At 56.1% G+C, this 16,584-nt stretch carries 11 protein-coding genes; 8 read left to right on the top strand and 3 right to left on the bottom strand.

Annotated features, from left to right (window positions below):
- The first annotated feature begins 39 nt into the window (after positions 1-39).
- The 8 genes from GS605_RS09065 to GS605_RS09100 all read left to right on the top strand — a co-directional run bounded on the left by GS605_RS09065 (position 40) and on the right by GS605_RS09100 (position 11,584).
- Positions 40-2,082 (top strand): dynamin family protein, encoded by a 2,043-nt coding sequence (locus GS605_RS09065; protein WP_171723765.1) that lies wholly within the window; start codon positions 40-42, stop codon positions 2,080-2,082.
- A complete protein-coding gene (locus GS605_RS09070; RefSeq protein WP_171723766.1) occupies positions 2,079-3,365 on the top strand; it encodes a dynamin family protein in 1,287 nt (428 codons plus the stop codon). The genes GS605_RS09065 and GS605_RS09070 overlap by 4 nt, the downstream gene beginning before the upstream one ends.
- Positions 3,366-3,706: 341 nt before the next feature.
- The gene (locus tag GS605_RS09075; RefSeq protein ID WP_171723767.1) at positions 3,707-5,893 is read left to right on the top strand and encodes a serine/threonine-protein kinase; all 2,187 of its coding nucleotides are present in this window, start codon (positions 3,707-3,709) and stop codon (positions 5,891-5,893) included.
- Positions 5,894-6,094: 201 nt separating this feature from the next.
- Positions 6,095-7,132, top strand: a complete 1,038-nt coding sequence (locus GS605_RS09080) for an FHA domain-containing protein (RefSeq protein ID WP_171723768.1) — start codon at positions 6,095-6,097, stop codon at positions 7,130-7,132.
- 3 nt (positions 7,133-7,135) lie between these two features.
- Complete coding sequence (locus GS605_RS09085; protein WP_171723769.1) at positions 7,136-7,918, top strand: PP2C family serine/threonine-protein phosphatase; 783 nt, start codon at positions 7,136-7,138, stop codon at positions 7,916-7,918.
- A gap of 21 nt (positions 7,919-7,939) precedes the next feature.
- Positions 7,940-9,202 carry a transporter substrate-binding domain-containing protein gene (locus tag GS605_RS09090; RefSeq protein WP_171636090.1) on the top strand — a complete coding sequence of 421 codons (1,263 nt, stop codon included), beginning with the start codon at positions 7,940-7,942 and terminating at the stop codon, positions 9,200-9,202.
- A 44-nt stretch (positions 9,203-9,246) separates the two neighbouring features.
- The gene (locus GS605_RS09095; RefSeq protein ID WP_171723770.1) at positions 9,247-10,356 is read left to right on the top strand and encodes a LysM peptidoglycan-binding domain-containing protein; all 1,110 of its coding nucleotides are present in this window, start codon (positions 9,247-9,249) and stop codon (positions 10,354-10,356) included.
- A gap of 265 nt (positions 10,357-10,621) precedes the next feature.
- On the top strand, positions 10,622-11,584 hold the full coding sequence (locus GS605_RS09100; RefSeq protein WP_348539516.1) for a glycosyltransferase family 2 protein: 963 nt from the start codon (positions 10,622-10,624) through the stop codon (positions 11,582-11,584).
- A gap of 575 nt (positions 11,585-12,159) precedes the next feature.
- On the opposite strand, the gene GS605_RS09105 is transcribed toward GS605_RS09100, so the two are convergent.
- The 3 genes from GS605_RS09105 to GS605_RS09115 all read right to left on the bottom strand — a co-directional run bounded on the left by GS605_RS09105 (position 12,160) and on the right by GS605_RS09115 (position 16,553).
- Entirely contained in the window at positions 12,160-14,373 is a 2,214-nt protein-coding gene (locus GS605_RS09105; protein ID WP_171723771.1) for an NADP-dependent isocitrate dehydrogenase, read from the bottom strand.
- Positions 14,374-14,691: 318 nt separating this feature from the next.
- On the bottom strand, positions 14,692-15,750 hold the full coding sequence (locus GS605_RS09110; protein WP_171636098.1) for an ABC transporter ATP-binding protein: 1,059 nt from the start codon (positions 15,748-15,750) through the stop codon (positions 14,692-14,694).
- A complete protein-coding gene (locus tag GS605_RS09115; protein ID WP_171723772.1) occupies positions 15,747-16,553 on the bottom strand; it encodes an IclR family transcriptional regulator in 807 nt (268 codons plus the stop codon). Before GS605_RS09115 ends, GS605_RS09110 begins: the two co-directional genes overlap by 4 nt.
- Positions 16,554-16,584 lie beyond the last annotated feature (31 nt).

Genomic DNA, 16,584 nt, shown 5'->3' on the forward strand with positions numbered 1-16,584 from the left:
ACTTCAATCTGTTTATTATTGTAATCAGGGTAATGAGTAATGAGTGAAACACATCGCCGCGAACTTATTCGCATAGCAGAAGAAATGAACGGGGCAAGCAATGATGAAACGCGCCAATTCATTTCGCGCATCATTGGTGATCTTAGCAATCTGAAACCGTCAATTGCGTTTGTCGGGCAAATCAAGGCTGGAAAATCGCGTCTGATCAACGGCTTCACCGGTCAGGCAGAGTATTTGCCGTCGGATGTAAACCCCTGGACAACTGTTATAACCGACATGCATTTCGGGCACCCTTCCCGCAGAACCCAAGGTGCCGAATTCCACTTCTTCGACAATTACCAATGGCAATCGCTGATCGCCGAAGGTGAAGAACTGCGCAACATGTTTCCCGATGACGAGGACAGCTATAAGCGCGAGATGATCGAAGAACAGGTCGAGGCCATGAAGGTCCGGGCGCGTCGGCGTCTGGGTGACAGCTATGAACAGCTGCTGGGCCAACAGCACGATCTGGACGAACTGACGTCAGATGACCTCGCCAGATATGTCTGTGCCGGGGATGATCCGTCCGAGGACGGGGCTTTGGACCCCGGAAGCGATCGCGGCCTTTACAGCGACATCACTCGCAAGGCCGAGGTTTATTTTGACTTGGGCCATTTTCCGTTTCCGCTGACGGTCACCGACACGCCCGGTGTAAATGACCCCCTGCTGATCCGTGAAGAAATTTCACGACAGTATCTGAAGGAATCCGATTTCTTTGTGGTGGTTCTGTCCGCGCATCAGGCATTGTCGCGCGCGGATCTGAAACTGTTCCGGTTGATGCAAGCGCTGGAACTTGGGCAGATCGTCGTCTTCATCAACCGTGTGGATGAACTGGGCGGCGGGGCCGAAGACGCGGCCAAGGTTCGTCTGGATGTATTGGAGGGGTTGGAAAAGGCGCTCGGCAACTCGAACATCGATGTCCTGATGGGCAGCGCGCAATGGGCGCACTATGCTCTGACCGGTGATGAAACCGGAGTGAACCACGACCACGTTCTGGCATGGCTGCGCGCCCACCCGGAACAGATGCAGCAATATCTCAACGGTGTGGCCGAGATCAAACAAGGCCCGGGACCGATCAGCCGCGAAGCGGTTCTGCGCTTTGCCGCAATGATTGCGTCCGGCCTGCCCGATCTGCGCCGTCATGTCACTCAGGCTTTGACGGACGGACCGATCAACGAACAGTTGCGTATGGCCTGGCAACATCTCGACAGCTTCGCACGCGGGGAGCTTGAGCGCTCTCAGGTTCGTTTGCGGGCGCTGCAAGATGAAGACGGCTTGGATGTCCGAAATACCGATGAAAGCGACAAGACACTTGGCGACTTGCGGAAACTGATTGCTGAAAAAACGCAAGAGATCACGCGTGACATGGATGATGTCCTGTCGAATCTGCGCGGGGTCATGGATGACACTGTCTCGGAATCGGTGGCTATCGTTGTGCGCGGGCCGGACGGCCAGTCGCCTCTGCTGGCAAAAGGCGGAGAGACCGAGCTTAATTTTACGCCATTGCGCGAGCGTATGCGTGAACTGGTACAAGGGGCATCGCAAGTTGTTCGGCAGCGCATGCTCAGCGAGCTTTACGCGATCGACATGCATTGCAATGCCGCCTTGCGGGCATTGCCGGGATGGCAAGAGCCGGTCGACAATCGCATGAACACCAGTGCTGTACGTTGGTTCCGGCCGGACACCACCGCCCTGACCCGTGGCATTACCGTTGAATTGCGTGTAAACTGGCTGTCGCGTCTGATCTCGCGCAATAGCGTTGTGGCGCGTGCAGAACGGCTGATCGTGCAGGAGTTCGAGCTGATCGGGGATGACCTGATCGACACGACCCGCGACGATCTGTTGGAACGGCTGAATACGGTTCTGGACCACTATATGGCCCTTCTGGCCGGTCATCTTGAGCACCGTTCCAACTCAGGAGAACTGAACGCCCAGGCGGAAGCGCAAGGTGCCTTCGACAAAGCACGTCGCATTGCAGCTGAGCTGGAGACGGTTTTTGGAACACCCGATGCGGATGAAAGACAAGCAGAGGCTGCGGAATGATTGAATTTCCCGGAACTGAAAAGGAAGTACGCCAACTGGAGCGCTTCCTGACCGCAACTGAAAACCTGACGCCTGACGAGGCGTTGGAGGATATGCGTGCGCGGGCTCTGTCCCACGCTGAACGTCTGTCAAACGCGGTCAATATCGGTTTCGCCGGGGAATTCGGCGCAGGCAAGTCAAGTCTGGCGAACATGCTGGCTGGCGCGGACATTCTGCCAACCGGCCCGCAGCATCTGAAATTGCCGCTTGTGATCGTCGCCTACGCGGATGCGCCCGAAACGACTGTCGGTTGGTGGAACAGGGAACCAAAGACATACTCCGGCATAGTGCTGGAAAAAGCGGCCCAGGAAGAGCCCGATTTCATATCGGTCGGTATCAATACTCCGGCCCTCAAGGAAATATCGCTGTTTGATCTTCCGGGCTCGGGTGCTCTGGATGATACCTACAAGCCGACTTTGGATCTGCTGAAATTCGTCGATTGTGCCATCTGGTGCACAAATGGAACCAATGCCTGGCGCGAGACCGAGCGTCACTTGTGGTCTCAGGTGCCCCCGGAGCTTCGGGCCAACAGCCTGCTCGCCGTAACACATGCTGATCTGCCACCGGTGCAGGGTGCCCTGGACCGCGTCCTTGCGCGTCTGAACAAGGAAAAAGAAGGAATGTTCCGCGCCGTTGTCCCAATTGGTACGCCGGTCGCCGTGCGTGCCATGGCGCAGGAGCCAGAGCCCGACTTTGCGCTTTGGGAAACCTGCGGCGGGCAGAACCTTGCGGAACACGTGCTGGAAGCGGCATCCGACCGGCGCCGTGGCGATCTCGAGGCTGCGCGGAAAGATTTGCAGCAGGACTTCCTGCCCTATCTTGAGGCGCTGAAGGGCGCAGAGCCAGAACCTGTTGCGAATGACACCACATCGATGCAGTCAACGCTTGGGTCTGCCCTGCCCCCGTTGAACAACCCCATTCTCGAGGACTGGCTGGCCGCAATAGCAAGCATCTATGAAGATCTACGTGAAACCTCGGATATCGAACCGGCCGCGTTTCTGAGCAGCTGTCAGGAGATCGTCGAAGATTTTGCGGAACGGCTGGAACAAGGTGGCGAAATCGACCCCGAAGCTGATTGGATTCCCGCAGAATTTGAAAAGGCGACAGATTTGCTTCTGTTGCTGCAATTCGAAAGCGGGGACGCACCATTGAAGGACGCAATCAGCATTCTGGCGCAGCTGGGCGACAACCTTGCATGGGCTGGCAGCACGGTCGCAGCGGCGCAGCCGAAAACCGGAACCTGACGCTTTCCCGTCAAGATGGAGCTGCATTGCAGCGATTCGAAGGGCCGAGGAATCGGCCCTTTATTGTTTCGAATTCGTGGACCAACACGCTTGATTTCGGGTTTAAGTTTTCAATCAGCCCATACCCATTGTCTATATATAGATCCGTACATACCATTAGGCACAACATGTGCCATCACGCGAAAAACGATCCATAGTGAAGCCATCAGGCGGCCCCAATAAAGTCAAATTTGAAACGTCTAACCGTTCTCAAGTGTCCTGCGGTTGTTTTTGGTTGTGAGTTCGTGGGCTGTCGGCCCGGTTTTTCTAAGCCGCAAAATGAATAGAACGGGCGGATTGAAATGAGCCACAACCAGGCTGTCGGCGCGACGCACGACGAACCGAAAATTGAAGGATTGCAGCCAGGCGCAAAGCTGTTGCGCGGGCAGTATGAAATCCTCCGCTATCTCAGCAACGGCGGATTTGGGATCACTTACCTGGCGCGCGACAGCCTGGAGCGCGACGTCGTTATCAAAGAGTGCTTCCCCGGAGCGCTGTGCCGCCGCAACGGTGATCTGGTCGAACCAAACGACCCGTCCTTCAAGGACGACCTGCGCTCGATCATTGACCTCTTTATTCAGGAGGCACGCAATCATGCGCGTCTGGTACATCCCAATATCGTAGATGTGCATCAGGTGTTCGAAGACAATGACACCGCATATATCGCAATGGATCTCATCCGTGGGTGCGACCTGCTGGATTACGTGGAAAACCCGGAGAATGACGGCGGCCCTGATTTCATCGTTCAGGTCACCGAAAAAATGTTGTCCGCGGTGTCTTTCATTCACCAGAGCGGCATGTTGCATCGGGACATTTCGCCGGACAACATTCTGATTGATGAAAACGGAGACCCCGTCCTGATCGATTTTGGCGCCGCACGCGAGCAAGCGGCGAACAAATCGGCAGCATTGCTGACACTGCGCGTGATCAAGGATGGATACTCTCCGCACGAATTCTATGTGCGGGGCGCGGATCAAGGGCCCAGCAGCGACCTTTATGTTCTGGCCGCCACGCTTTATCACGCCATCAGCGGTGAACGCCCCATCGACGGCCAGAGCCGCCTGAACGCGTTCAACAACGGGCAGGATGACCCCTACACGCCATTGACCGGTCGTTTCGAAGGATACCCAGACGGGTTCCTCGAAGCGATTGACAAGGCGATGGAAGTTCACGCCACGGATCGTCTTCAATCTGCATTGGATTGGTTGCGCATGTTCCGCGGCCCTGGCGTCATGTTCGACACATTCGCCTATCGGCCCGTGTCCGTGATTGTCGGCATGGATCGCAAAGACAAAGAGGAAGAAAAGGCCCGGATCAAGGCCGAAAGCGAGAACGCCGAAGCCGTAGTTACGGCCCTGCTGGCCGGAAACTCGGACATCGTTCTTGGCAACGAAGACAAAAAAGATAGCGATCTGACCAAAATCTCAAAGAAAGAGGAAACCCCGGTCGCTGTCGATACGGTGGTTCAGAGCGGGTCCGGCGGCAGCGGCAAGCTGATTGCAGGCGCGGCTGTTGTTGCAGTTGCGTTGGCCGCAGGTGGTTTCTTTGTGATGTCCGGCGACAAGACGGAAGACCAGGCAGAAACACCGGTCGCGCAGCCCATGGCAGACATACAATCCGCTAAGACAGAGGCGCCCGTTACCGATCCTTCTGTCACAGAGGCCACCGATCCCGAACCCGAAGTGGTCGTTGCACCCGAACCCAAACCGGAAGAGCCTGTCGAGCAGGCACAACCAGTACCTGCGGAGCCAGCTGCCACAGAAACAGCCTCCGTAGACACTGAACGTTCCGAAATTCCGGCACAGTCGGAAGAAGTGACTGATATTGCAGCAGTGTCTGAGATCGAGACACCTGCGACTGATGCAATCGCCAACGCCGGTGTTCCGGCGGAACAGCAGGTGGCGTTCGCGCATTGGGATGTCGATATTCCCTTCCAGACATCCCGCCGCCGCGGCTCTACCGGAGCCACCATTGCAGTTACGGGGGTGGACGCCAATCAGGACATGAGCGTGATCGGCGATTGGGTACAGCGTGGCGCTGTCATCTATACCCTGAATGGCAGCCCGGTCCGCCAGGATGTACCTTTTGCGGCGCAGGTTCTGGATAACCTGAAGGTTGATGCCGATGGGTACACAAGGGTTGCTGCCCGCTATCGCCCGCTGGGTCAGACCCGGGCGCAAAATGGTTTGTTGGCCCTTCCCGCCATACGATCCGTTGGTTTAGAAAATGGTTACACCTTTACCGTGAGCGCCGATGGCAATAGCGGATGGCAAACCACGGTGAACGCAGTTCCGGCTGACGCGGCAGTAAGCCTGCAAAAAGACGATGTCCTTCTGAATGAAAGCCATTCCGGCATCACATTTGACGGCTCGGAAAGCCTTGATGAGATGCTGGCCGCACTCGTTTCAAGCGAGCAGCCTGAGGCAAATCTGACAGTGTTGCGCAATGGGGCCGAGACGGCCGCAATCATGCAACTTGCACAGGAGTAATCTGACCGGTTCGATAGTGATCTGCCAGTGTGTGTTTGCTGAAGGTGGTATCAAGGTGTGTCACCCTGGCGGGAACCGGCCCGCCGCAGAATGTACCAGTTCCCATGGGTATCCATTGAGTGGCTCTGCGCTGACGTGCAGGGAACAGTAGCAGCTTACGACGCGGCTTATCTGCGTCACTAACTTGAAGGTGTCGACACCATGTTCAAATACAAAAGCCCTCTGAGCCGGCTTCTCGAAGGTGCCGGCAAATCCAAAGAAGAAGACGTTGCCGAGAAACCGGCCACAGTAGACGGTGCTGTAAGCGAAGAAGAAAAGCAGGAACCCATTGCGGATTTCAACGCTTTGCGCGCCGCATTGGCCGGTGGAAACATGACATCCGAATCCTATGAGGAAACGGATGAACTGATCCCCGAAGAAAAGATGCCCGAGTTTGACGAGGCCGAGCCGGAGGCATTGGCCGAACCCGAGGAGTCGATCTTTGCCGAAGACAGTTCGGAAGAAGACAACTTGGAAGAGGGCGACGCTCTGAAAAACGTTCTGGTGGAAGAAAATGTCGAAGAACTGGTTGAGGTCGAGCAGGTTGTCACCCTGCATGTGACGGAAACACCCGCCGAGACTTCGCCAGAGGAAGCAACGGCTGAGGTCGTGTCCGAACCTACCGAGCCAGAAGTCGGCGAGGTTGAGGTTGCCGAAGCTCCGGCCCCAGAAGAGAAGCAGGTCGAAGACACGGTTGAGCCGGTGATTGAGCAGGTTGAAACAGCCCCTGCCCCGGTCGAGGATCGCCGTTCACGGGTCAAAACGACATTTCTGGGATTTGAGCGCGCCGACACGCATGTTCAGGACCTGATCGAATCCTCCGAACCCGTAGCAAAAGCAGAAGCGGCGCAAGAGACATTCCCGGTGGGCTGGCTGGTTGTAACAGCCGGTCCGGGACGAGGTTCAAGCATTACGCTCACCGAAGGCCTGATGCAAATCGGGCGCAACGATGACCAGGCCATTCAGTTGGATTTTGGCGATACCGGCATTTCGCGCTCGAACCATGCAGTCATCGCCTATGACCCCGAAGACCGGAAGTGTTACTTGGGCCATGGCGGCAAGGCCAATCTTGTACGCCTGAACGGCAAACCTGTTCTCAGCACCGTGGCCCTGTCCAACGGAGACCTGATCCGCATCAGCGAAACCTCGATCCGGTTCATGGCTTTCTGCGACGACGGTTTTGATTGGCGGGATTCCTGATAAATGCTGGCAACTCCGGCATATGATGTTGCGCTGATCCTGAACCAGGGTCAGCGGGAAACGCAGGAAGACGCGATTGCAGCCCGCATGTTTGACGCGTCGGACGCGGGCTATGTTGTGATTGCGGACGGTATGGGCGGCCATGAGGCGGGTGAAATAGCTTCGGAAATGGTAGTGGCTGCATGGCGCGACGCGCTGGACGCAGAACTTGAGGCAGAAACCCTGAACGAAGGATCCGCGATAGATGCGCTTCCTTTGGCCGCCATGCAAGCCAATGCCGCGATCGCCAACTACACCGAGGCCAGGGGTCATGGCTTCAACATGGGATCAACCATGTTGGGTGTCCTTCTTCTGGGGCGGCGTGTGTTCTGGATTTCGATCGGCGACAGCCCTCTTTACCTGTTTCGGGACGGAGCGTTGACGCAGGTCAACGAAGACCACTCGATGGCACCCGTGATTGCGTCGAAAGTGGCTTCGGGCGAGATCACCGAAGCGGTGGCCCGGGACATGGACAGCAATCAATTAACGTCCGTGGTTACAGGCGGGGCCATTCCCAAAGTGGATTGCCCGGAAGATCCATTGATCGTGTCGCCCGCCGATGTCCTGATCCTTGGAAGTGATGGGTTGCAGTACATCAGCGACACCGAAATTCAAGCCATTCTGCGGGATCATCAACAGGGGCTGGCTCAAGACATTGCCGAAGCATTGCTGACGGCTGTGCAGGCCAAGGGTGACCCGGATCAGGACAATCTTTCTATCGCAGTGGCGAAACTCACAAGAACCTAAACAGGCAAAGCAACAGGACCCATGATAAAGCACTTACTCATATCAAGCCTTGCCCTTGCTGCCGCCACGGGCGCGGCATCTGCGCAAGAGGCGTGTTCAAGTTATGAAATTCAACGCGGCGATAGCTTACGGGAATTGGCAATCGAAGTGTATGCGACCGAGGACTTTCGCATCATTTTCGACGCGAACCGGGATGTTATCGGTTCCAACCCCAATATCATCCGCGTCGGCGACGTTCTGGAACTGCCCTGTCTGGAAGATGTCGGGCGTGCTCCGGCGCTTGCTGACACCGAGGCAGAGCGGCTGGCCGCCGAAATGGCGGCAGAGCTGGTAAAAGCCGCAGAAGAACGCGCCGAGAAAGCCGTGGCCGAAGCGGAAGCCCGCGTTGCGGCAGCGGAAGCCGAGGCAAAGAACGCGAGTGAAGAGGCGGTCGTTGCAGCACGCGCTGCTGCCAAGGAAGAGATCGAAGCCGCCCGTGCCGAAGCTGCCGCTTTGATCCGAAATGCCGGAACGGGTGAACGGCCCGAAATCCGGGACCGTCAATTGCTGTTGATCACTGGCGGTAACTACGCTCCGTTCACCGATGAATCTCTGCCCAATCGGGGGCTCTATACCCATCTGGTTGAGACAGCGATGTTTCGTGCCGCTCCCGAACAGGCCTACAAGATTCAGTTCGTGAATGACTGGTCTTCGCATCTGGACCTGTTGATGCCGACACTCGCATTTGACGCCACCTTCCCCTGGTCGCGCCCCAATTGCGAAGAGGCCGTTGCGCTGTCGGAAGATGATCGCAATCGGTGCGAGACCTACAATTTCTCAAACCCGTTCTACGAGGTCGTGGATACGTTCTTCGCCCGCGAAGGTTCCGGCTATGAGGAGACATTGACCTATGCCGATTTTGCCGGTGCAACGATCTGCCGGCCAGAGGGTTGGTCTTTGTCTCACATGGACGCTGTAAGCCTGTACGAACCGGTCATCAAACTTCTGCGGCCAACGTCACCGGATGATTGCTTTCACGCTTTGATGGAAGGCACCGCAGATATCGTCGCCATCGAGGCACATCTGGCAGCCGAGGCAATTGAACGGCTTGGGTACAAGCACCGGATTATCGAAAACCCCAACCTTGCGGCCATCAAGTCGCTCAACGTCATGACCCACAAAGATAATCCTGATGGGGAAGCGATCCTTGAGACGCTGAATCAGGGTCTGGCAATCATGCAGCAATCGGGCGAATGGCGCGACATCGTGTCAACCGCCCTGCGTCATCAAATGGAAAATGGATAAGGCCCCGATCTGGCCTGACAAACTAAAGTCTGGAGGAAGTGGACATGTTTAACGAGAAGATGAAAAAGGTAGCGCTTTCAGCAACTGCTATTACCGCTCTGTGCGCAGGTGCCGCTGCAGCACAGGAAGCTTGCACCAACTACACCGTCCAGGACGGTGATACCATGGCGACCATTGCAATCGCAGCGTACGGCACGTCGAACTATCAGCCGATCTTCAACGCGAACCGGAACGAAATCACCAACCCCAACGCTCTGGAGCCAGGTCTTGTTCTGGCCCTTCCCTGTGAGGACGGTAGCCTGCCCAATGGTCAGAGCGCGCAGGAAATCATCGCAGCTGAAGAACAACGCGCGGCCAGCGTCAAACGTTCGAGCGTCTACCAGCCACCGATCAAGCTGGTGACCGGCAATGGCTGGGCACCTTTCGCCGATGAATCGCTGAACGGCGGCGGAGCAATCACCCGTCTGGGCACCACGGCTTTGCAGCGTGGCGGCAACGCGCGCGACTATTCCGTAAGCTTCGTGGATGATTGGAACTCGCACTTGGAAACTCTTCTGCCTCTTGGCGCCTTTGACGTGTCCATGGCGTGGAACATGCCGGATTGCACCAACCGCACCTACGAATGGTCCTGGGAAACCGAGGTGCGCTGCACCCAGTTCGATTCATCTGTTCCGGTCTACGACATTGTCGTCGGGTTCTACACCATTCCGGAAAGCCAGTATGCGAATGCGACAACCTTTGAAGAGCTGAAGGGCGCCACGATCTGCCGTATGGATGGCTGGTTCATCCATGATCTGGAACAGGAAGGTCTGCACAACGGTGAAACCATGACGCTGATGCAGCCGATCACCGCACGCGAATGCCTTGACGCGGTCCTGACCGGCACCGCAGATGTTGCAACCTTTGAAGTTCAGCTGTTCTCGGACACAATGGTTGAAATGGGCCTGAACCAAAACGACCTGGTTGAGAACCCGTACGTGACCTCGCTTTCCTCGCTGCGCTTTATCAGCCACCGCAGCAATCCGTTCGGCAAGCAATACCTGGCGATGCTGAACAAAGGCCTGAACGAGATGCGCGAAACCGGGGAATGGTATGCGATCGTCTCCGACACGCTGCGCGAGCACAACGAAAAACTGATGGCAGCGTCGAACTGATCCCTCGGTTCAGCTGAAACTTTGGGGCCGGTTCTTCAATCGGCCCCTTTTTTGTCAGCGTCAAACACGAGGTTTTTCAGAATGACAAATTTTGGCCTCTTATCTGCTTCATAACAGCCTCAAATACGCAGCACCTTCAACCCCAAGCACGATCATCATTCAATTGATGCCAATGAAAGAGCGTGATTTGCATATGATACAGGGCGCCTTCAATATTCAGAATAACTCACCGTCGTCCGCGACCAGATCGGATTTGGACGTTGCAGTGATCTTGCCCTGCTACAACGAGGCCGTTGCCATAGGTGAAACCGTTCGGCAATTCCGCGCGGCCCTGCCCGACGCAACGATTTACGTATATGACAACAATTCCACCGACGACTCCGTCAAGGTCGCGCTTGAGGCAGGCGCGCGGGTCTATTCCGAAACATACCAGGGCAAAGGCAACGTGGTCCGTCGAATGTTTGCCGACGTTGATGCGGATGTCTACGTTATGGCTGACGGGGATGCGACCTATGACAGCGCGGCGGCGCCGGAATTGATCGACATGCTCGTTTCGCAGAATCTGGATATGGTCAACGGCGCCCGTGTGAATGAAGAAACTGAAGCCTATCGGCGCGGCCACAAATTTGGCAACGCGTTGTTCAGTTGGCTTGTGAAATTCTTCTTCAACAGCAAAATCAACGACCTGCTTTCGGGTTACCGCGTTTTCAGCAGACGCTTTGTCAAAAGCTTCCCCGCAGTATCAAACGGGTTCGAGATTGAAACAGAGCTAACAGTTCATGCGATGCAGATGCGCATGCCAATCGGTGAGGTTCAAACAAGGTATTCGTCACGCCTGCCGGATTCGAACTCTAAGCTGGCGACGTTTTCCGACGGGTGGCGGATTCTCAAAATGATCGGCTTGTTGATCAAGGATGAAAAGCCCGTTGCGTTTTTCCTGTCATTGGCCGTGTTGATGTTTTTGCCTTCGCTCTTTGTGTTTGCATCCGTATTCCGAGAATTTTTGGAAACAGGGCTTGTCGATAGAATTCCGTCTGTCGTCGTCGCAGTATCCGGTTTTGTTGCGACAATGCTGTCCATCGTCTGCGCTTTGATTCTGGAATCTCTGGCTCTTGCCCGGAGGGAAGCACGTCGTCTGTCATATTTGCAGCACAAAGGTGTAGCTGCGTCAGGCGTTGACCAAATCAAGCCATCGCTTGTCGAGGCTCAAACCCGTCGATTTGGCTGATTAAAATCAACCCCCAGTTCAATGCTAGTCAAATGAACGGCCTGTTCGCGCGTAAGCGTCTGAACAGGCTGGTTTGTTCAAGGATTTGGTGAACCAGATACGCAAATGGCCAGCACCCCAAATGCTGGCCATTTTTCTGAGTGAGTGATATAGCCCTAAGGCCTCACCAGTGAAATTCTTTGTCCCCAAATATCTAACGCGGACTGAAAACCGGCGCTATTGGGGGAATCCCGTAAATCTTAAATTTTTCCAAAAATCAGGATCTTTCGATCCTTGCTGACCGCCCTGTTCGCAGTTTCAGGAAAGCGATCGAAATTTGCGCCTGGTGTCCGGACGGCCCAAGCGCTGGAACCCAACGTGATGCGCAGATGTTTACCGGGCACACATTGCGCAAGTCGTTCATAGAACCTGACAAGGTTGGTTTTAACGGCGCAGCCACAGCAAGCTACAGATCGTCAGGCGTAAGGTTCGGGGCGGGTCTTTGGGCAATCCCGCGTTCCATGAAAAGGACCGCGCAAAGGCGGTCCCTTCGTGTCTTGATGTCGGACGAAACTCGCCCGCCTGTTCGACGGCGATCAGCCGATGATTGCGTTCAGCGTAGCGCTGGGGCGCATCACAGCGGCGGTTTTGACCGGGTCAGTGTGATAGTACCCGCCCAAATCCACCGACGGTCCTTGGACTGCGGCCAGTTCCGACAAGATCTGCTCTTCTTTCTCTGCCAGCGCTTTTGCAAGTGGTGCCATTTCAGCTGCCAGATCGGCATCGTCAGATTGGGCAGCCAAGGCTTGGGCCCAGTAGCGCGCGAACCAGTAGTGGCTGTCGCGGTTGTCCGGTTCGCCGACTTTTCGACTTGGCGACCGGTTGTTGTCCAAAATGCCCTGAGTTGCGGCCTCTGCCGCAGCGCCAAGAACACCTGCCTTCGCGTTTCCTTTGGCGTCGGCCAGGAAGTTCAGGGATTCCCCAAGCGCGCAGAATTCACCCATCGAATCCCAGCGCAGGTGATTTTCCTCGACCAATTGCTGCACGTGTTTCGGTGCCGAGCCCCCTGCCCCGGTTTCGAACAGGCCGCCGCCATTCATAAGCTTGACGATCGACAGCATCTTGGCCGAGGTGCCCAGTTCGAGAATTGGGAACAGGTCGGTCAGATAGTCACGCAGCACGTTGCCGGTGATGGCGATGCTGTCCTTTCCGGCGGTGATGGTTTCCAGCGTCTGGCGCGTTGCCTCGCGCGGGGCCATGATCTGGAACTTGTCAGCCACGCCCGCAGCCTCGAGCGCCGGTTCGACATATTTGATCAGCTCTGCGTCGTGGGCACGGTTCGCATCCAGCCAGAAGATCGCCTCGGATCCGGTCAGGCGCTGACGGTCCATCGCCAACTGTATCCAGTTCTCGATCGGCGCCTTCTTGACGGTGCAGGCCCGCCAGATGTCACCCTTTTCGACCTCGTGCGAAAGCAGGGCCTCGCCATTGGCCAGAACGATGCGCATTGAGCCGTCGGCGGGCGCCTCGAAGGTGGTCGGGTGGCTGCCGTATTCCTCGGCCTTCTGCGCCATAAGGCCAACATTTGCGACCGCACCGGCAGTGGCGGGATTCAATGCACCATTGGCTTTGAAGAACTTGATGCTTTCATCATAAACAGTTGCATAGCACCGGTCGGGGATGACGCAATTTGTATCACCCTTGGCACCGGTCTCATCCCAACCCTTGCCGCCCGCGCGGATCACCGCTGGCATCGAAGCATCAATGATCACGTCGGAAGGAACATGCAGGTTGGTGATGCCCTTGTCGCTATCCACCATATACATGGATGGACGATCAGACTTGATCGCGTTTATTGCGGCGACGATCTCGGCATTGTTTTGAACACGCTCAAGCAAATCGCCAAGACCCGAGTTCGGATTCACACCCAGCGCATCCAGTTCCGCACCGAATTTGTCGAAAACCGGCGCCAACCAGACCTTGACCGCATAGCCAAAGATGATCGGGTCCGAGACCTTCATCATCGTGGCTTTCAGGTGCAACGAGAACATTGTGCCGTCTTTCTTGGTGTCCTCGATGGCCTCTGCAAGAAAGGATGACAGTGCTTTGACTGACATGAAGGTCGCATCAGCCACGGTGCCTTCGTCCAGCGGCCACGCGTCCTTAAGGACAGTCACACTGCCGTCTTTGCTGACAAACTCGATCCTTGCATCGCCCGCTTGGGCAGCGGTGATGGTGGACGATTTCTCATTGGCGTAAAAATCGTTGCCCGACATGGACGAGACTTTGGTTTTGCTGTCCGAGGTCCATTCGCCCATGGAATGCGGGTTGTTGCGGGCATAGTTTTTGACAGCCCGCGCCGCACGGCGGTCACTGTTACCTTCACGCAGAACCGGGTTCACGGCCGAGCCTTTGATGGCATCATAACGCGCACGGATCGCCTTTTCTTCGTCGGTCGAAGGTTCTTCGGGATAGGCCGGGATATCATAGCCTTGCGACTGCAACTCTTCTATGGCGGCCACCAGTTGCGGAACCGATGCCGAGATGTTCGGCAGCTTGATCACATTGGCGTCCGGGGTTTTTACCAGCTCACCCAATGCTGCCAGATCGTCCGAGACACGCTGCTCATCCGTCAGGTTTTCGGGGAAGGCTGCCAGAATGCGCCCGGCCAGTGAAATGTCCTTGGTGCCCACGCTGACGCCAGCAGCCGAAGCGAACTTGCGAATGATGGGCAGGAACGAGGCGCTGGCCAGTTCGGGCGCTTCGTCTACAATGGTATACAATATGTCGAAGTTCGATTTATCTGCCATATTCTTTTACCTTTTTAAGCCTTTCGGGGCGTGCGATCCAAGAGTTGAAGCCACTTCAGCGTGGCGCGGGAGGGGCGCGATCACGATACCGCCCCTGGGTGACTCTGTTTTGACAGGGCCTCCCTTAAATCACGTTGCGCTGGGAATCAATCATCTGTGCCCGCGCGTTTTGCCACGGGCTGGGCTTGGATGGCTTTTGATGTCATCAGCTCAACGTTTCACTTGGCTGTCTTTGGCGTTTCCCTTCAGGTCACGCCACATGTTTTCTATGAAGCTGCCCGGCTGGTCCCACGAATTTTTTCGGGTTGCGGCCAAGGATTACCGAAATCTCTGCCCTGTCTCGGGATCAAATACCATGGCACGGTCAGGTTGAATGGATATGCCAATCCGGTCACCGGTTTTGCTGCGCTGGTCATCCCGCTCTTCCACAATCAGTTTGTCCCCATTTGGCGTCAGCAAATACGAGTAGGATACACCCCCAAGCGCTTCGGTCAGGTCCACAGTGCAGGTGTCGGCAGACCGGTCGATGTGAATATGTTCAGGGCGCATCCCCAACGTCACCTTGCCCGTTCCGGCAGGAACAGTCGCCGAGACCGGCAATGGCTGGCCCAAAGCGGGATGGGTGACATGGCCGTCAGTATATTCGCAATCAAGAAAGTTCATCGCGGGCGAACCGATGAAACCTGCAACAAACCGGTTGTCAGGATCACGGTACAGATCCATCGGGGCGCCGACCTGTTCGATCCGGCCATCGCGCAGCACCACAATCTTGTCGGCCATCGTCATGGCTTCGACCTGATCATGGGTCACATAGATCATGGTTGCACCGATTTCCTGATGCAGACGCGCGATTTCGACGCGCATCTCGACACGCAATTCAGCGTCCAAGTTGGACAGGGGTTCGTCAAACAGAAAAACCTCGGGCCCGCGTACAATCGCCCGCCCGATCGCAACCCTTTGCCGTTGCCCCCCGGACAGGGCCTTGGGTTTGCGCTTGAGGTAAGGATCAAGCTTCAGGATGCTCGAAGCCTCCTGCACCTTCTGGTCGATCTCGGCTTTTGGGACACCATTCATGCGCAGACCAAATCCCATGTTTTCCGCCACTGACATGTGCGGGTAGAGCGCATAAGTCTGAAACACCATCGCCACGCCGCGCTTGGCTGGATCCATATGTGTCACCTCGCGCGATCCGATGTGAATCTCACCTTCCGAGGTTTCTTCCAGCCCTGCAATCATCCGCAACAACGTGGATTTTCCGCACCCTGAAGGCCCTACAAAAACGCAGAACTCACCATCTTCGATTTGCAGGTCGATCCCATGAATGACCTGTGTCTGACCGTACCGTTTGATTGCCCGATTCAGAGTTACACCTGTCATGTCATCAGCATCCTGTCGTTTTTGGAACTAGGGCCTGTTTCGGGAAACCGCCAGGCTTGTGCCTCGGTTCCGATTTGTTCAGCCACGCGCCGCAGGCGCGGCACCCAGGCTTCGAGTTGATCGAAATCCATTCGTTCGGTGGACCCGGTTATCGAAATTGCCCCAAGCATCCGACCGTTCGACGTCAGAACTGGGCAGGCGATGCATATGATGCCAGGCTCGTGCTCTTCATCATCGATGGCAAATCCCCGGCTGCGAATTCTGTCAAGATCAGCCCGCAACATCTTTTCGGATGTCAGCGTTTTGTCGGTGAAGCGGTGATAGCTTTGCTGCGACGCCGCCCTGTTCAACGCATCTTCGTCCAAAAATGCCAGCATCGCCTTGCCGACCCCTGTGCAGTAGGCCGGGCCAACTTTACCAGCCTGAGAGTACATCTCGATTGGTTGTGCGGCGTTGCGTTTGTCGACGTAAAGAACCTGACTGGAATCAAGCTGCGCCAGATGCACGGTTTCACCGGTTTCTTGACTGAGGGCATCCAGAAAAGGCCGCGCTATCGGGGCCAATGAGCTTTGCGTCCATGCCGCATGGGCCAACCGGACCAGCCGCATTCCGGGCGCATAGGTCTGCCTGTCGCGGTTATAAGACAGCATTCCCTGGTTGGTCAGAGATTGCAGAAATCGATACAGGGTCGCCTTTGGAAAATCGCTGCTTTCCAAAAGTTCAGCGAATCGAACGGGGCGCTCGAACGATGCTACGTGATCCAGCACATCACATGCTTTGCCTATAGTTCCGTCACCTGACACGGGCCATCATTCTCCTCCGATTATCCCTCGC

It is taken from the genome of Ruegeria sp. HKCCD7559, assembly GCF_013110575.1.
GTDB lineage: Bacteria > Pseudomonadota > Alphaproteobacteria > Rhodobacterales > Rhodobacteraceae > Ruegeria.